The sequence below is a fragment of the Methylosinus sp. KRF6 genome, from assembly GCF_018887255.1.
Taxonomy (GTDB): domain Bacteria; phylum Pseudomonadota; class Alphaproteobacteria; order Rhizobiales; family Beijerinckiaceae; genus Methylosinus; species Methylosinus sporium.
The window spans coordinates 2131664-2148901 of record NZ_JAHLJF010000001.1 but is presented as its reverse complement, the minus strand read 5'-3'; the positions used below and the strand labels follow the sequence as shown (position 1 = coordinate 2148901).

General features: G+C 63.3%; 12 protein-coding genes, 1 tRNA gene and 1 pseudogene. 6 read left to right on the top strand and 8 right to left on the bottom strand.

Going from position 1 to position 17238, the window contains the following annotated elements:
* Positions 1-232: 232 nt before the first annotated feature.
* Together KP010_RS10335 and KP010_RS10330 are read right to left on the bottom strand one after the other, a co-directional pair.
* Complete coding sequence (locus KP010_RS10335) at positions 233-1543, bottom strand: PepSY domain-containing protein (protein WP_142863966.1); 1311 nt, start codon at positions 1541-1543, stop codon at positions 233-235.
* A 16-nt stretch (positions 1544-1559) separates the two neighbouring features.
* On the bottom strand, positions 1560-3806 hold the full coding sequence (locus KP010_RS10330; protein ID WP_216280845.1) for a TonB-dependent siderophore receptor: 2247 nt from the start codon (positions 3804-3806) through the stop codon (positions 1560-1562).
* Between the two features lie 667 nt (positions 3807-4473).
* Between KP010_RS10330 and KP010_RS10325 the strand changes: the two genes are divergently transcribed.
* Together KP010_RS10325 and KP010_RS10320 are read left to right on the top strand one after the other, a co-directional pair.
* Positions 4474-5151, top strand: a complete 678-nt coding sequence (locus KP010_RS10325) for a response regulator transcription factor (RefSeq protein WP_216280844.1) — start codon at positions 4474-4476, stop codon at positions 5149-5151.
* Between the two features lie 22 nt (positions 5152-5173).
* The gene (locus tag KP010_RS10320) at positions 5174-6538 is read left to right on the top strand and encodes a HAMP domain-containing sensor histidine kinase (protein ID WP_246659955.1); all 1365 of its coding nucleotides are present in this window, start codon (positions 5174-5176) and stop codon (positions 6536-6538) included.
* 312 nt (positions 6539-6850) lie between these two features.
* On the opposite strand, the gene KP010_RS22755 is transcribed toward KP010_RS10320, so the two are convergent.
* Positions 6851-7006 carry a hypothetical protein gene (locus KP010_RS22755; protein ID WP_246659952.1) on the bottom strand — a complete coding sequence of 52 codons (156 nt, stop codon included), beginning with the start codon at positions 7004-7006 and terminating at the stop codon, positions 6851-6853.
* Between the two features lie 85 nt (positions 7007-7091).
* The gene (gene ispH / locus KP010_RS10310; RefSeq protein WP_216280843.1) at positions 7092-8186 is read right to left on the bottom strand and encodes a 4-hydroxy-3-methylbut-2-enyl diphosphate reductase; all 1095 of its coding nucleotides are present in this window, start codon (positions 8184-8186) and stop codon (positions 7092-7094) included.
* Positions 8187-8493: 307 nt separating this feature from the next.
* On the opposite strand from ispH, the gene KP010_RS10305 reads away from it, so the two are divergent.
* Together KP010_RS10305 and KP010_RS10300 are read left to right on the top strand one after the other, a co-directional pair.
* Positions 8494-8742, top strand: coding sequence for a helix-turn-helix transcriptional regulator (locus KP010_RS10305; protein WP_142863971.1), 249 nt, complete (start codon positions 8494-8496; stop codon positions 8740-8742).
* 425 nt (positions 8743-9167) lie between these two features.
* Entirely contained in the window at positions 9168-10928 is a 1761-nt protein-coding gene (locus KP010_RS10300; RefSeq protein WP_216280842.1) for a serine hydrolase, read from the top strand.
* Between the two features lie 166 nt (positions 10929-11094).
* Here KP010_RS10300 and KP010_RS10295 read toward each other — a convergent pair whose 3' ends face one another.
* The 4 genes and pseudogenes from KP010_RS10295 to KP010_RS10285 form a co-directional block, all read right to left on the bottom strand.
* Positions 11095-13326 (bottom strand): DUF6538 domain-containing protein, encoded by a 2232-nt coding sequence (locus KP010_RS10295; RefSeq protein WP_216280841.1) that lies wholly within the window; start codon positions 13324-13326, stop codon positions 11095-11097.
* A gap of 91 nt (positions 13327-13417) precedes the next feature.
* The gene (locus tag KP010_RS10290) at positions 13418-14710 is read right to left on the bottom strand and encodes a phage integrase SAM-like domain-containing protein (RefSeq protein WP_216280840.1); all 1293 of its coding nucleotides are present in this window, start codon (positions 14708-14710) and stop codon (positions 13418-13420) included.
* Between the two features lie 237 nt (positions 14711-14947).
* Positions 14948-15130, bottom strand: a pseudogene (locus KP010_RS23295) (DUF6538 domain-containing protein); the annotation flags it as partial.
* Between the two features lie 109 nt (positions 15131-15239).
* Positions 15240-15315 (bottom strand) — tRNA-Ile (locus KP010_RS10285).
* Positions 15316-15499: 184 nt separating this feature from the next.
* Between KP010_RS10285 and KP010_RS10280 the strand changes: the two genes are divergently transcribed.
* Together KP010_RS10280 and KP010_RS10275 are read left to right on the top strand one after the other, a co-directional pair.
* Complete coding sequence (locus tag KP010_RS10280) at positions 15500-16246, top strand: peptidase (protein ID WP_142861456.1); 747 nt, start codon at positions 15500-15502, stop codon at positions 16244-16246.
* Positions 16243-17223 (top strand): L-threonylcarbamoyladenylate synthase, encoded by a 981-nt coding sequence (locus tag KP010_RS10275; RefSeq protein WP_142861455.1) that lies wholly within the window; start codon positions 16243-16245, stop codon positions 17221-17223. The genes KP010_RS10280 and KP010_RS10275 overlap by 4 nt, the downstream gene beginning before the upstream one ends.
* Positions 17224-17238: the final 15 nt, after the last annotated feature.

Genomic DNA, 17238 nt, shown 5'->3' with positions numbered 1-17238 from the left:
GTTCGTCGTGGACGGCGAGACGGTCCGCGTTCTCTGGATTTCGCGGACCTTCGCGCAGCCGGGCCGCCTGGATATAGACGTTCGTATCCCGGTCGGCCAGGCCGAAGATCTCGTGGCGCGGTTTGCTCCCGGACGGTCGCGGCATTCGCTATGCGTGGTCGGCTATACGCGTTAGCGCGCAGCGGCGTCGACGATCGGCGACGGGGGCGTGCGATCGTATGCCGAGCGCTCGCTATGGCTCGCTCTGGCCATGTCTACGCTGGCCGGAAGGCGCCGATTTGGCCGCACGTCTCTTCTTCCACCAGATATAGACTCCCGTCCCGGAGAGCATCATGATTGCGAGCCCCAGGACGCAGACGAAGATACGATAGGGCAGGCCGAAGACGCGCGCCATATGCAGGGCGGCGAGCCAATTGGTGACAGTGTCGCCGCTGCGCAGCCCCGACGGCAGGCTCAACGTCACCAGCTCGCCCGTATAGGCGTCGAAGAGAACGGAAGTCGTCGCGGTGCGTTCGCCGATATCCAGGCTCGATCGCACGCGATATTGAATGAGGCCCTTGGCCGGCTTGAAGTAGAGCGCATCGGCTCGCTCGATGGAAAAGCCACGCTCTCGCGCCTGCTCGGCCATCAGCCGCTCGCCGACGGCCTGCGCCTCCTCCCATTCGAGCATTTTGCTCGCGCCCTCGCGCGGCGGCTGCGCGGGCCATTGCCAGGGCGGCGGCGCATAGTCGAAGACCAGCTTCGTCACGCCGGTGTAGACGCTGTTCAAATTGAAGAAGACACTGGACCAGGCGAAGACGAGCAGCATCGCCCACAGCCACAATCCGCCGGCGCGATGGAGATCGAAATTGATGCGATAGAAGGAGCCGGAGAGCTTGACGAGAAAGGCCGGCTTCCAGCGCGTGAAATAGCCGCGCGAATTGCCGGGGCTCGCGCGCGGCAGCGTCAGATAGAAGGCGACGAAGCAATCGATCGTCCATAAGAGCGCGACGATTCCGAGGATCCAGGCGCCGGTCGAATCCATCGCCAATTGATAGTGCAAGCTATAGATGAAAGGCATGATGTCGGCGGCTCGGGCGGGAAACGCGCCGAGACGGCCGCGGCGGCCGAGATCCTCCCCCGTCACCGCGTCGAGGGTCACGGCGCCGAAGCCGAGCGGCTCGGCGCCCGGCGCCGCCTGCATGGTGACGCGGGCCGCGCCGGATTCGCCGCCGAGATAGACGGCGACCGCGCGCGCCTGCGGAACGAGGCTCTCCGCGCGCCTCGCGAGGGCGGCGGGCGGAAGCGTCTCGCCATGCAGTCCCGGATAGGCCTCCGGCGCGATCCAATGGCTCAGCTCCCCATAGAAGGCGAGCAACGCCCCGGTCAGTCCAACCAGGATCAGAAAGCCCGCCGTGACGAGGCCGACCCAGCGGTGGAGCCAGACGAAGAGGCGACGCGCATCGGCGCGCGTCCGTGTATCGGCGGCGCTTCGCGCCGAATTGGCCGGCGCCTCATCCGCGCCGGTGGAAAGGGGCCGTAGCTCGGTCGAGATTTGCCGCATCTCTTCCTCTCGTTTTCTAGAATTCCACACGCAACGATCCGAGGATCGTACGTCCGTCGCCGGGATATGTGAATAGCCGTCCGGCGGAGTTCGGGAAATAGGTCGTGTCGAGAAGATTCCGGACGTTGACCTGCGCCGTCAGATTCTTCACCCAAGGCAGCGCGCTCGGCTGGAAACGATACATGACCATCGCGTTCACGAGCGTGTAGGCGGGAAGCTGAAAGCTATTCTGCGCGTCGCCTTGTCGATGACCGACGTAATTGAACCCGCCGCCGAGGCTGAAACCTTCGAATTCGCCGTCGGCGTCATATTTGAGCCAGAGATTTCCGGCGTTGCGCGGCACATTCGTCATCCGATTGCCGGTGGTTCCGGAACCGCCGGTCGCCGTGCTGTCCTTGGTGATGCGCGCCTCGTCGTGACTGTAATTCGCGATCACGCTCCAATGCTCGTCGAGACGGCCGGCGAGGTCGAATTCGAAGCCTTCGCTGCGGACCGTGCCGATCGGAACCGCATAGGGCGTGCCGGGAACAGAGACGGTGATATTGGATTTCGTGATATCGTAATAGGCTAAGGTCGCCGTCAGCGCGCCATCCAAGACCGCCGCCTTGACGCCGCCTTCGAATTGCGTGCCGATCTGCGGCGCGAACAGCGGCTGCCCTGGAACAGGGAGCGCATTCGTCGCGCCGAAGGAACGACTGAAATTGCCATAGAAGGAGAGCCAGGGCAGGGGTTGGATCAGCAGGCCCACACGCGGGCTGAACGCCTCGTCATAGGCGGTGCGAAATCCTCGCGACGTCGCGGGATTATAGACTCCGCGCGCCTCTTCGTCGGAAATCGCGCTATTTCCGGTCCCGTTCTCGGCCCAGTCGTAGCGCCCTCCCAGCAGCACATGCACCTTGTCGTCGAAAAAGGAGATGACGTCCTGCCCATAGACGCCTTTCCAGACGAAGACGGTCTTGAAGAAATTATTGTCCGGCAGCTTCACATAATATTGCAGCGGCTCGATGGGGTAATAGATGTTGATCTGCGGAGCGAAAGGAGACGCTCCTGAGAAATTCGACCCACGTTGATGAAAGTCATAGTAGTCGGCGCCCAATAGGACGGCGTTGTCGAATGGGCCGATCGAAAATTTGCCGTTCACGTCGAGATTGGTGGAGAGCGTGGTCAGGACGCGGTCGCCATTGTCGTAGACGTTCCGGGTCGCGACCCCGGTCGTCTCGTTGAGAGCGGAAATACCGATTTGCCGAAGCGTCAGCAGCGCATTCGTATAATAGAAGCGGTTGGTCACATGCCAATCGTCGGAAATATCATAGGTCCAGTCATAGCCGAAGCTGCGGCGTTCCTCGCGCGACGGATTGGCCAGCTCGAGCCCCGGATTGGAGGGGGTGAAGCTCCTCGCAAGCGAAGCCGGCCTCGTCCCCACGGCCGGGATCGGGCGGTCGGGACCGAATATGTGGTTCTGATATTCGAGATCGAGATTGAATCGGAACTGCTCGATCGGATGATAGGTGATCGTCGGCCCGACGAAAGCATTCTGGTCGGTGCGATATTTTTGAATGTGGTCGTTGCGGGAAAATTCGAGATTGACCCTGTAGAGCCAGGTCTTGTCTTCCGTGAGCGGCCCGGTGGCGTCGACCGTCGTTCTGGTCGTGTTCCACGATCCGAACTGCTCCTGAACAGAGACATAGGGCGTCTCGAGCGGTCGCTTGACAACCAGATTCACGACGCCGCCCGGCTCCAGCCTCCCGAAGAGCATCGCCGCAGGCCCTTTCAATACTTCGATCGACTGGAGATTTTCTGTTTCCAGGCTGGTGTTCAGATATTGTCTCAGATTGTTCCGGTAGACGTTCGTATTGTCGATGCCCCGGATCAGAAACTGTTGATAGTTGCTGCCGAAATTGCCGCTGGCCGGGCGGACGCTGCTGACATTGCCGACGATCGCGTCCTTGACCGAGATCGCCTGCTGGTCATCCATCGCCTGGCGCGGCACGACCTGGATGTTGAATGGCGTCTTCAGGATCGACGTCCGATCCTTTCCAGAAACGGTCGCCGTGTCCATGTCGACCGTGTAGCCGGTGAAGCGCCCGCCCAGTCCCGCGCCATTCTGGCTCGAGGCCGATTTCTCTCCGCTTTTGGCGCGCGCGGGCGCCTCGCCGGCGATGTCGATGGTCGGCAGCGCGTCCTGCGCCAGCGCGAGAGAGGATGAAAGGACGAGAGCGAGCGCGCCGGCGGAAGCGCCGCGCAGCAGTGCCGAGCGAAACATGTGAGACCCCTGGTTGTGCGACGCCGAGCGTCGTCTGAAACGGATGGTCGAGAGGCCGGACGGCCTCGCGCTTGCTGGCGGGTCAGGCGCGCGGCGGCGCGCGGGACGACCAGGGTCGCGCCCATCTCGAGGGGCCTGTGGGACGTGGTTCGCGAAGGCGGCCGGATGTCGCCTGCGTGGGGAAGATGGCGACGGCTGCCTCTCCCAGGGCCAGGGTCGGAGCGTCGCCGCGATCACAGCCGAGACAGAAGGCGCAATTGCGATGATGCTTCGCGGGTCCGGCGGGCGCGCCGTCGCTCGTTCGAGCCGAGCAGAGCTCGTTTCGCGTCGCGAGGTCGAAGCCCGCCCCTTTCGTGGCGAATTCGGCTCTCTCGACGAGAAGCCCGCCGCTGGCGATCGAAAGCAGAAGGAGGCAGGCCGCGACATGGGCGAGCCATGTCGTGACGCAAACTCCCCTTTGGCCGCCGCGCCGCATCAGCCGCTCCTCGCACCGCGCTCTCGAGCGAGCGCGTCATCCGCGCAGACTCTTGGACGATCCTATATTTCAGAAATCTTTCGGGAGGGCGCGCCGGCGGAAAAGGTCGCGATGTTGCAGATTTGCCACATGCATTCTTCGAGTCTAGGCTCTCCGCCGAACCTCATTCGGATCGACACGGGAGCGGCGCCCATGCGAATTCTTGTGGTGGAAGATCAGACCGACTTGGCGGCGCAGATCGTCAAGCGCGTCGACCGGGCGGGCTATTCCGTGGACGCCGTCGGCACTCTGTCCGACGCCAGGGCGCTCATCGGGACGCAGCCCTATTCGATCGCCTTGCTCGACCGGCGGCTTCCCGACGGCGACGGCCTGTCGCTCCTTCCATGGATACAGGCGAAGCGGCCGGGCAGCCGCATATTGATGATGACCGCGCTCGATACGCTCGACGACCGCATCGAAGGACTGGATGCCGGCGCCGACGATTATCTCGTCAAGCCGTTCAGTCTCGACGAGCTGATGGCGCGCATCCGGGCGATCAGCCGGCGAAGCGAGGAGGTTCGCTCGCCTCTGATCATGGTCGGCGCTCTCTCCTTCGATCTCGAGTCTCGCACCGCTCTGGTCGAGGGTCGCGCGATCCTGCTGCACCGGCGCGAACGCACGCTGCTCGAAGCGCTGGTGCGGCGGGCGGAGCGCGTCGTCAGACGCGACACGCTCATCAGCGAGATCTACAGCGCCGACGAAGAGATTCAGCCGCAGGCGCTGACGATCCTCGTCTCACGGCTGCGCGCGCGTCTCGACGAGGAGCGCGCGGGCGTCGAGATTCATACGACGCGCGGCGTCGGCTACATGATCGCCGAGAAGCTCGCGTGAGGAAGACGCTTCCGTGAAGAAAATGCAATCGCTCACGACCCGGCTGATCGTCTATCTGCTCTTCGCGCAACTCGTCGGCGCATTCCTTCCCTGGCCCGTCGTCGCCTATCTCGCGTCGGTCGCGGAGCGCTACGGCGGGGCGGACGCGATGCTGGAAATCTACACCTATTTTCATATTCAGGATCTGGTCGCCGATTCACTCGAGACATCCCCGGATGGAGCGGTCCGTTTGACGCCCAGCGAAAAACTGAAGCTCAGGGTGGATCAGGATGCGGATGTGCGCTACGCGGCCATGCCGGCGCGCTCGACCGAATTGGCGCCGGGCTCCTCCCCGGAGCTCTATTCGAAGCTCGTTGCCGCGAAAGAAGCCGACGCGCGCGTCTTTCGCTTTCATACGGAGAGTGGTCCAGAAGCCGGAAAATGGGGCGTAGTGACTTTGGAGCAGACGCGAAACGGTCCCGTCTATATCGCTGCGAGCGGATTCCGATTTCATTGGCTGGACGTCGTCTACTTCATCATCCGAGACAAGTTCTACGAAACGGTCGCTTTCTTCGTCGGCTGGATCGCGTCCTGCTCCATCGTATTCCTCGGTCTTCGACAGGCGCTCGGCTCGCTGCGGCGGGCGGCGAAGGCGGCCGAGCGCATCGATCTCGATACGATGGGACAAGGAATCGCCGCGACGGATGTGCCGACAGAAATCCGCCCGATCATCGCAGCGATGAACGGCGCACTGGCGCGGCTCGACGACAGCGTCGCGCGTATGCGGCGCTTCACCGCCAATACGGCGCATGAGCTGCGCACGCCGCTCGCCGTCATGCGCGCGCGCCTCGAGAACGAGGAACCGTCGCCGCTGAAGAATGATCTGCTTCGCGACGCGAGCCGTCTCCACGCCACGGTGGAGCAGCTTCTGATCGCTGCGCGCATTTCGGAAAATCAGGTGACGACCGACGAGGAGGTCGATCTCTCCGAGACCGTATGTCAAATCGTCGCCGATCATTCTCCGCTCGCGCGGTGCTCGGAGCGCGGTATCGCGGTCGAGGGCGAGGATTGCGCGACCATCGTGCGCGGTAATCGGCGCGCGATCGAATCCGTCGTCGCCAATCTCATCGGAAACGCTTTGAAGGCGGAGCCGGTCGGCGGAACCGTTCTCGTGCGGCTGCGTCCCGAAGGCGAGGTGGAAGTGATCGACCATGGCGAAGGCGTCGCGCCCTGCCACCGCGAGAGGATCTTCGAACCCTTCTGGCGCAAGAGCGAGGCGACGCCGGGCTCGGGGCTCGGCCTCGCCATCGCCAAGGAGCTGATCGCCAAGCTCCACGGCCGCATCTGCGTCGAAGAGACGCCCGGCGGCGGCGCGACCTTCAAGCTGAGCTTTCAGCCGGGAAAATAAGGCGGCCGGCATTTACGCGATGGCGGAGCATAATGCCCGTCGTCTATCGGCGAGCATGGAGGGCGTCACGGTCACGGCGCTCCAGGTGACAGCGGTCATGCTCGAGGCATAGGCTCGTTCCGCCGGTTCAGGCAATGATATCCATTCCCTCAAGGGCCTGATCGCGCGCGTTTTCCCCCAGAGGGCGAATGTCCGCTGACAGCGGAACCTGCCGTTGGCGGTTCGGGGAGAATGGGTCCGTTGAGGGTCGAGTAGGAATTTGCAAGGCTACGTCGCCTTGGCCACAGAACGCCTACCGCAATGCCCCGTTGATCAACCGCGCGAGCCGAGCCCTGCGAGCGCCACCTGCTGCTCTGCGATCCCCTTTGCATCGGTCTGGTAGGCTCCAGTCAGCGCGAACGGCCCGGCTCCATCGCCGATCGGCGCGACATAGACGTGCTGCTCCGCAAGCCGCTCGCTCTCGCGCACCCAGGCCGCCGGATCCTCGACAGCCGCCGCTGTCGCATTGCGAGACGGCAGGGTGGCCGCGAGCGCCTCGACATGATTTTCCAGGCTAAGCGGTCGGCCGCAGCTCGCGCGGCAAGGGGAAGAAGACGCTCTCGTCCGCCGTCGACACCGTCTCGATTTGGAGCTCGAAGCGCTCCGCGACGGCGTCGATGATGTCGTCGACGAGAATCTCCGGGGCCGAGGCTCCCGCCGTGATCCCGAGCGAGGCGATCGAGGACAACATCCCCCATTCGACGTCGTCCGCGTGCATGACGAGCCGGGCGAGTTTGCAGCCGGCGCGTTCGGCCGTTTCCCTCAATCTTCTGGAGTTGGATGAGTTGGAGGAGCCGATCACGAGCATGGCGTCGACGGTAGGAGCGATGCGCTTGACCGCTTCTTGCCGGTTGGTGGTCGCATAGCAGATATCCTCGCGCGGCGGTCCGACGATTGCGGGAAAGCGCCGCGTCAGCGCCTCGACGATCGCGCGTGTGTCGTCGACCGACAGGGTCGTGGAAGTGGCGTAGGCGAGACGCGCCTCGTCCCTCGGCCTCAGATTCTCGACGTCTGCCAAGGTTTGGACCAGAAGGATGGCGCCGCTCGGCAATTGCCCGAGCACGCCGACCACTTCTTGATCCGGCTTGCCGACGTTGCCGATCAACACGATCTGGCGGCCTTGCGCGAAATGCCGCTCGGCCTCCCGATGCACCTTGGTCACCAGAGGACAAGCCGCGTCGATAGCGAAGAGCTGGCGCGCCTCGGCTTCTTCGACGACAGCCTTGGGAACGCCATGCGCCGAGAAGATCACCGGCCTCGATGGATCGGCGATCTCGTCGAGCTCCTCGACGAAAACCACGCCTTTGGCCTCCAACGTCGCGACGACATATTTATTATGAACAATCTCGTGACGGACATAGATCGGCGCACCATGCCGCCGTAGCGCCTCCTCCACCGTGTCTATGGCGCGCACGACCCCGGCGCAGAACCCTCGCGGAGCGCACAGAACGACGCGCAGCTTCGGCTTGATCGTCGCGCGAGGCTGTGGCCGTTCCACCGCAGCGATCCGACCGGAACGGTCGATTGCGTCGGGGGCGCTGCGAAGATCGAGAGCGTCGCCGATCGCCGAGGCGGCGCGGCTTCTCGGCGAAGTGGTGTCGACGGTCATGTCAGGAACTCCGGGGGCGTCCCGAGGCCGCGCGGTCTGGCGTGCGTCAGGGGAAATACGAATCTGCGGCAAAACGCAAAAATGACGTATCAATATTGGCTAACGCGTCGTTTTTTCGTATAGTAATTGTGTCGGGCGCTTCTGCTCGGCGACCTGGAGTGTGACAATGAGCATCAAGCTCACGGTGACACTTCGGTGGGGGAAATGGAGACTAGCCCTCTCCATTTCCTTCTAGTCCGAAGGGGTGGGGTGGGGCGAAAGCCTCATCCCACTTCTGAGGAAGATACGCCGGCCTCGGGGAAAATCAATGACGAATGAGGAGCTCATCGCGCTGAGGAAACGACTTGGCCTGACGCAGGTCGAGATGGCCGACCGCATGGGGCTCTCCACGCGCGCCTTACAGGTGATCGAGGCCGGCGAATCGCTTCGTGGGCTGCACATCGCGGCCGCCGAGAGGGTCGCGCTGGCGGTCGCCGTCGAGCGCGGAGACCCTATGCTCGCGCCGGTCGACGTCAGACGGGAGGCGCTGGCGCTGGCGCGACTGGTGACGGGCTGAGCCGCTAAACCCAGGCCTGCGGTCGAGCGCTCTGGGGTGCGACGGATGTGGGTTAGCTTTTCCGCGAAGCGGAACTTTGCGCGCCGCGGCCAATGGAGATGATCCTCTCGCGTTCACGAATGGCGAGATTGCGCCAATTCCGGACATTGACCGAGAGATTTCCTCGGCCGGAGTTCCTACAGCTCATCTGTTCAGCGTCCGCCGGTCTCGAGCGCATGAATTGATGCCGATCGCGCGCTTATCCTCGTCCCGCGCGTTGCCGCATGGATCAGTCGGCCCAGTGCGGCACTCGTGCCGTCGACTTAAAGAGTGCGCCGACCGTGATGTTGCCGCGCTCGCCGAAGGCGTCCAGGTGTTCGGCGGCAAATTTACAGAGTTGCAAATTCCTACATGCCTAGTAGACTTATCCCTACAGGATCGTGAAGATGACATTCTCTGATTTCGATTTCCGTCTGCCGCTAGCGTCCATCAAAAGGCGCGCTTTTCTAAATCACGTCCTATCCATGGCCGCTCTCGCGCCCCTCCTGGATAGCTTCCAGGGGGCCGCGGCTACGGTGGAAGGCGCCCGATCGCAATTTGACCAGACCGCCGCTTACGTCGAAGAGCAAATCCCAAAATTGCTCGATGCAATTCCTGGAATTGCGGTCGCTCTAGTGACGCGAGATCAAGTCTACCTAAAGGGATTCGGGGTCAAGAAGCAGGGCTTGCCCGCCCCGATCGGGCCGCACACGACTTTTAGCCTCCAATCGATTTCCAAGCTCTATACGGCGACTGCTGTTTTGCGCGCTTACGAACAGGGAGTTGTCGGCTTAGACGAGCCTCTATCGGAGCTGATCCCGGGTTTCACCGTCCGATCACGCTACGAATCGAACCCCGAGAAAAAGATTACGCTGCGCCATCTCCTCAGCCATACGGCGGGGTTCACCCATGAGGCCCCGGTCGGCAACAACTACTTCGTTGGAAATAAATCATTCGCCGAGCACGTGGCGAGCATCGGCGACTCATGGCTGAGGTTTCCGGTTGGAGAACGCTATGAATACTCCAATCTCGGCGTAGATCTCGCCGGCTTTGCGTTAGCGCTACGTTACAAGACCTCGCTCGACGGCGTATTCGACGAACTCCTCTATCGCCCGCTCGGCTTGCAACGCACGTCCGTCGATTTCTCGCGGATCATTCCCGACGCCGACCGCGCCGTGGGGCATGATTCTTTTATTGTCGACCTACCCGTAAAAGTGCCGATGGACGCTGCCGGCGGTGTCTACACGAGCGTCGAGGACGCCGCCAAATTTCTGCAAGCGCATTTACGTGGAACTCTCATCCGTTCGGATACCGCGAAGTTGATGGCGCAGCCTCCGTTTCCCGCGTCTGGCCAAGAATTCGGTTATGGACTCGGCCTCAGCGCTTTCACGCGGCGTGGAAATTACACGCTCGGACACGGCGGCGGCGGATTTGGCTTTCTCACGCATCTCTACTGGCTTCCCGACCATGGCGTCGGCGTCGTACTACTGACAAATGGTGTTGCGGCGGCGAATATTTCCGCGGCGCTAGGCGTCGTGGATGCAGTAAACTCTTACCGATCCGAGTTGCTCGAGCGTTTGGCGGGCGCTGCGCCTCATGCCCCACCGACGCCGAGACCGGCCGATGTCGATGTCGGGATTCTCGCGCGATACGCGGGCGTTTATATAGGCCGTGCCAGCGCTCTTGAATTTTATGTCGAAGGCGGGACCTTCAAGGCGCGCCTCTATTCCCAATTTCAGGAGCAAAAGCCGAGGTCTTTACCACTGACAATTCTGTCGCCCGCCTCGGTTTGGCTCGATCGGGGACCTGCGGCTGAAGGCTGGAAGCTGAGCTTCTCGGCTGGCACCGGGGGAAGGCCACCAAATGTCGTCAGCGTGGGCGACGGCAGCGTATGGCTGCGCGACAGCGGCGAACCCATTCCAGAAGGCATTCGCGAAGCCCTGCGTTCGTATCTCAAGGACTATGTTGTGCGCTTGAACGGTGTCGAGGTCGCGAAGATGAAATTGCAGCTGGATGGGGCTTATCTCAAATTAAGCCCTTGCGCTGGCGCGCCGAGCGCAATTTTGACCCACTTCAAAGATCTGCTCTTTTTTACTTCACATGGGGAAGCTCTCGATCTCGGAGGACCGACGCCAACCTACGCCAATATCCTGTTGGAAGCTGCATAATCCCAAAAGTCTGACGAGCGAAGGGAGGTATGCGAATTAGATCGCCTTGAAAACGCAACGTAACCAAATCGGAAAGCCGTGACGCGGACACTGTTTGACCTCGAACACGTCTGATCCTTGAGGAGTCTGCACGAAATTCTTGTCGATATCGAATGGCCGCTTGGGGTCAACAGCGGTCCGGTTCGCCCTTTATTTTTCTCGTCCGCCTGCGTCCCGGACCCGCGCCATCCGCCTCCTTCCGCTTCCGCGAGAACGGCGGCGGCAGTTTTGCCTCCACCCAAGGCAACAGGCGGATCGGCTGCGGCTGTAGATGCGTCGTCACGATCGGAATCTTCATGATGCTCGGCAGCATGTCGGCGAGCGCGATCGCGTCGCAGTAGATTTCCTCGGTCGGGGTGGCGCCCGAATGCCCCATGATGTCGCTCCGAATCTCGCTATGAATCCCCTCCTGCTTCAATGAATTGCCGAAAGACTTGCGCATCGAATGGATGACTTTCTTGCGCTCCTTGGCGTCGGGAATGGCTTGGTGCAGCCCGTCGATCAGCTCGTCGTAGAGCCGATCGCCCAGAGGGGACGAGGATGTCGGCGATTTGAGATCGGGGAAGACCATCTCATAGCCGAGCGCTCTCACGGCCGCGACATAGTCGAGAAAGCCGAGGCGGATGAGCTCCGGGTGCAGGACGACCGAGCGCTCGGAATACAGATTCTTGATGCGCCGAATTTCGCTCGTTCCGATCTTTATATAGTGGAGGCGTTGTATCTCGCCGTCGATCACCGCGTCGACGGAGGCCACGTCGTGGACGGAGAGGCCGCAGATTTCCTCGCGCCGCGCTCCGGTGTAGTGGAGCATGAGCGTCGCGAAATACAGCGCGCGGTGGAAGACGTGCGGGCCTGGGATCAAGACCTCGTCGTCTTTCCAACCGGCGCAGCCGGTAAAGAAGGCGAGGCGGAAGATGGCGGCGGCGTCGGCTTTGGTCAAGAGTCCGCGCTTCGCGCGCCCGCGTTCCGTGGACTTGCGACGCATCAGCGTCATGTCGATGTCCCGGTCGAGCTTGTGGCCGCGGCTTCGAATATGGGCGAGGATCTGGCCCAGAAATGAAAAATGCCGATTGACGGTTCCGGCGACCAAGCCGCGCTCCGATGGCGGCTTGGCCGCGCCGATCGCGCGAAGCTGGTCGAGCGTCCGGTGATTGTCTCGCGGGCTGCGGCCGTAGCTCTTGGCGACAGCGCCGAAGAGGTCGTCGAGATCGCCCAGGTGCTTCTGGTGGATGTCTTCGAACTCGACGACGCCCTGCTCGAGGAGGAGCCTCGCGAAAAGTCGTGAAATCTGACGCACCTGACGCTGCGTTTTCGTATCCCAAGCCTTGGCGTCCGCATTCTTCTTGATGACACCCTCGGCGAACACGACGAATGGATGCTCGTCGAGTGTCGGCGTCTTCGTTCTCGCCGCCTTTGCGGGACTCGGTATGGGCGCGGGGTCCGCGGGCGTTGGAGCGGGGACGGCCGGCGGCGGCGCATGTTCGTTTCGGGCGCCTTTGGCCGTCTCCTCGGCGGCTTCCCGAGGGGCGACGATCTGGGATGAGGCGAGGGTCGCAACGACGAGTATCGTCTCGGCGTGATCGACCGAGTCGCGCGGCGCCTCGGCGTGATCCTTCAGAATGTCGGCGATGGTCTTCTCGATCTCGACGCGCACGCCGTCATGCCGGCGCTCCGACTGAAAATTCGCCTCGGCGAAAGCCCGGTAGACCGTCTCCTGGGCGAGCGCGAGATTCATCGGATTGGGCTCCCCGCCGACCTCCTCGACGAGCGTCGCGAGCCGCTCCTTCTTTTCGGCGGCGACGTTCTGGCGCTGCATGAGATCGAGCATGAAGGCGGTCTCGGCGATCTCGTCCTGCGCCATTCCCTGCGCCGCCATTTGCGCGGCGGCGCGTTCGTCGACGGCGGCGGCGCGTCCGCGCGTCTCGAGCAGGCGATAGACGTGCCCCATCACGCGCTCGCTGCGGCGGCTCTTCTCGGGATCGAAATCGTTCTCCGTGCGTTCGCGCGCCGCCACGGCCTCGAGCTTGTCGAGGTGCTGCGTGAAGACGATGCGGAACACCTTCTGAATTTGCTGCTGTGAGAGGCGACTGGTCATGGCGGCCGGAAAAAAACAACGATCGGCGAGCGCGGAAATCTGGCCGGCGAGGTAGCGCGCTCTCCCGGGGTTGCTGGTGCGCAGGCCGAGAATCAGCGTCGCAGAATTTCTCGATTCGGCAAGCGCCGATGGCAGTCGCCGCCGCCAATAATAGAACGCTCCGCGACGCACGACATGGGGTATGGCGGGCACGAAAATCTCCGTGGTGTACCAGCCATGTGTCACACGGATGTGGAAACGCGCCCCAGCTGAGGCGATTTTCAAGCGATTCCAACGATTTGCGGAATTCTGGCTGGGGCGGGAGGAGCTTTAGCCGAAGGACACTGGCTGGTTGGTTGCTATCAGATTCTGCTTGCTACGGCGACGGCCATTCGATGCGGTCGAGTAACGGCAACTTCATGGATTGGATCAATTCATTCAGCCTCACTATATCTACCACGCGCGGCTTCTTCTTCGTTCCATATTTCTTACCTGTCCCGGCCTCCGCGTGCCCCATGAGCTGGTTCTTCTCATCTTGGGTGGCGCCGGCCGCGGAGAGCGCGTCGCGGAAATTATGCCTCAGCGAGTAGAGGGTTTTCAGTGGGTCCTTGATCGACAGCTCGTTACGAAGGCGATCACTCCAGAACGAGGAAAACATGTTCGAGACGGAGGTGACGCTCGCCTTCTGCTCGGCGGCAGCCCACAAGGTCTTCCATCCCTTTTGGCGAGCGTTCTCGACGAGCGCCAGGAAGCCGCCATCATCCAGCAGCTCTTTCCGCACCGGCACATAGCGCTTCCGCGCATGGGCCTTGATCGATCGGCCGCCTGCATTCGAGACTTCGAAGCAGATGATCTCCGGGTGGTCGGGGTGGGGGACGACCGTGTCCGGTCCGAGCTGGATGATCTCGGACGAGATGAGGCCGCTGGTGAGCGAAACGAGAGGTATCCAGAACTCCAGCTCGCCGCCAGCCTTGGGGTTTTCCGAGCGGACTCCTTTCCGAAACACGTCTTGGCCGAAGACGACGTCCAGCTCTGCTCTATCGAAGGGCTCGCGCTCGTTCGTGCCTGCGGGGATCTCGATATAGATGCCGCCTGTGATGGCCGTATCGATCCATCCCGCTCTTTGCGCCGTCGCGAGCAGCGTCGTGATCTGGCCGACGCGTTTGTTCACGGTCGGCGTCTTCAGGCCCGTCGTGAAAAGGTGGTCGCGGAAGGCGATGATGTGCGCACGCGTGATCTCGCCGATGTCCCGCACGCGAGCGTGCTTCTGGAAATCCTCGATCGCGAGCTCTTTCTCGTCGGCTCCATGGCGGGTGGTTTTCTTATTGGCCTGCTGACGATCGCGCTTCCATTGCTCGAAACAGTCGGTCAGCGTTTTGCCGGCCTTCTTGGTTTTCGTGATGTCGATGCCGAGCGAGATGGCGCGTTGCTCGCGGAGCTGCTCCGCCGCCTTTCGCCACTTGCCTTTGATGGTGTCGGGGTGGGGCGCTTCCTCCATCCGGCCGCCCTCGCGATCGAAAAAGATCGTGAGATATTCGAGTTCCGCGCGCAGACACGCACCCATGAAGCGCTCGAAATAGGGGGAGGATTTCGACACGGGGACGCCCAGGCGGCGGACGATGCTCTGGACGTAGCCGATGCGCTCTTCCGCATAACGGCTGATCGTCATCTCGCGAAGAGTCGCCCGTAGATCGAGATGGGCTTGCGCCACCGTGCTGTCGCGCCAAAAGAGGCTGCGCGTGACGCCCGTGTCGAAGGCGGCGCCCGGAAGCTGCCTCGAGCGAGCCTGCCAATCGTCCTCGATGAGAATCGCCTTGAACCAGTCGGCGAGGAGGCGCCAATCGGGCCACTCCCAATCGTCGACGGGCGTGAGATCGAGGGTCGCGCCCTTGTTGCGGCGGGCGTGGGCGAACTGCTGCTCGACCTCGGCGTGCACCCTCGCCGCGGCCTCGAAGGCGCGGGCTTTTTCCGGCGTGCGGAGGGAGCGCTGGATGCGGGAGTAGGGGAAGCGGTCGGCAATATCCTCCGGGACACGACGCACGTATTGGTACATGCGGCCGCGTTTCACAATATGGGACGCAAAGGGCATTTCGTCGTCCATGTGCTGCATTATGTTATGCAGTTCTTGCAGGCGCAAGAGCTGGGCGACGGCATCTGCAAATTGATTTTCAACGACTTACGCGCTCGGCGGGCCTCCCTGGTGGGCCGGGCAGGACTCGAACCTGCAACCAGACCGTTATGAGCGGCCGGCTCTAACCATTGAGCTACCGGCCCAGCCGCCGTTTCGGCCGGGGATAGTGTTCCTATAGCGGATTCGCGCCGCGCCGCAACGCCCGATCGAAAATTGGGCGCTCGCCGAATTTCGCGCGGTCAAATCCTTTGCGATGCGCTAAGTTGCGCCCGCCCGCCCTCCGGACGCGCCCGGCGTCGGAACCGGGCGGTAGCTATCGGAGCGGCGATGACCTATTGTTGTGGCATTCTCGTGCGCGGCGGCCTCGTCATGATCGCCGACACCCGCACCAATGCGGGGCTCGACAATATCTCGACCTTCCGCAAGCTCCACGTCTTCGAGCAGCCGGGCGAGCGCGTCATGATGCTCGCCACCGCGGGCAATCTCTCCGTCACCCAAGGCGCCGTCACTCTGCTCGCCGAGGGGCTCGAAAACCCCGAGACGCACGAGATCGAGCGGCTCGTCGACGCGCCCGGCATGTTGGAGGCGGCGCAACTCGTCGGCCGCGCGGTGCGGCGCTCGCACGCCATGGCGGGGGAGGGGGCGGAGGATTCCGGCGTCAGCTTCGACGTGTCACTGCTGTTCGGCGGGCAGATCGGCTCCGGTCCGCTGCGGCTGTTCATGGTCTATACGGCCGGCAATTTCATCGAATGCACGCAGGATACGCCCTATCTGCAGATCGGCGAGCACAAATACGGCAAGCCGATCCTCGACCGTGCTGTCTCTTTCGACACCGACGTGCTCGACGCTCTCAAGATCGGGCTCATCTCGATGGATTCGACGATTCGCTCCAATCTCTCCGTGGGCCTGCCGGTCGATATCGCGCTTTTGCGTCGGGATGCGCTGCGCACCGACGTCTCGACCCGCATAGACGGCTCTGATCCCTATTTCCGGGATTTGCGCGAGAGCTGGTCGCGGGCGCTGCGGGCGGCGCATATCGCCATTCCGGCGCCCCCCTATGGCGGGACGCGATGACGCGCGGCGATGATGGCGCGGCGCGGTGCGCGCCGGCGGGCGAGGAGGCGATCGAGAGAGGCGGGCGAATTTTGCGGGAGGGAGGGCTCGTCGCTTTCCCGACCGAGACGGTCTATGGGCTCGGCGCGGATGCGACTTCGGCGGAGGCGGTGGCGAAAATCTACGCCGCCAAGGGACGGCCGAGCTTCAATCCGCTCATCGCCCATGTCGCCGACATCGACGCCGCACGGCGGGAGGCGGAGCTGTCGCCGGCGGCGCTACGGCTCGCCGAGGCCTTTTGGCCGGGGCCGCTGACCTTGGTGGCGCCGCGGGCGGCGGGCGGCTCGGTCTGCGAGCTCGCCCGCGCCGGCCTCGAGAGCGTCGCTCTGCGGGCTCCCTCGGCGCCGGTGGCGCTGGCGCTGATTCTGGCGGCGGGGCGGCCCATTGCCGCGCCTTCGGCCAATCGCTCGGGCCATGTCAGCCCGGTGACGGCGGCGCATGTGCTGGGGGATATCGGGCCGAGGGTCGATCTCGTCATCGACGGCGGGCGCGCGGACAAAGGCGTCGAATCGACGATCGTGGCCTTTCTCGGCGCGCGGCCGCGGCTGCTGCGGCCGGGCGCCTTGGCGCGGGAGGCGCTGGAGCAGGTCTTGGGCGCGCCGCTGGAGGGCGAGGGCGGCGCGGCGGCGGTCGTCGCGCCGGGGATGACCGCCTCCCATTATGCGCCAATGGCGCGGCTGCGGCTGGAGGCCGAAGAGCTGCGCGCGGGCGAGGCCGGGCTCGATTTCGGCGGCCGCCTCGCCGAGCGGGGCGGGGAGGGGCCGATCTTGGATTTGTCCCCATCCGCCGATCTCGCCGAGGCGGCGGCCAATCTCTTCCTCTATCTGCGTGAGCTGGACGCGGGCGGGGCGCGCGCCGTCGCTGTGGCGCCGATTCCGGCGCATGGGCTCGGCGAGGCGATCAATGATCGGCTGAGGCGCGCGGCGGCGCCGAAATAATCACGCGGTGCAAGC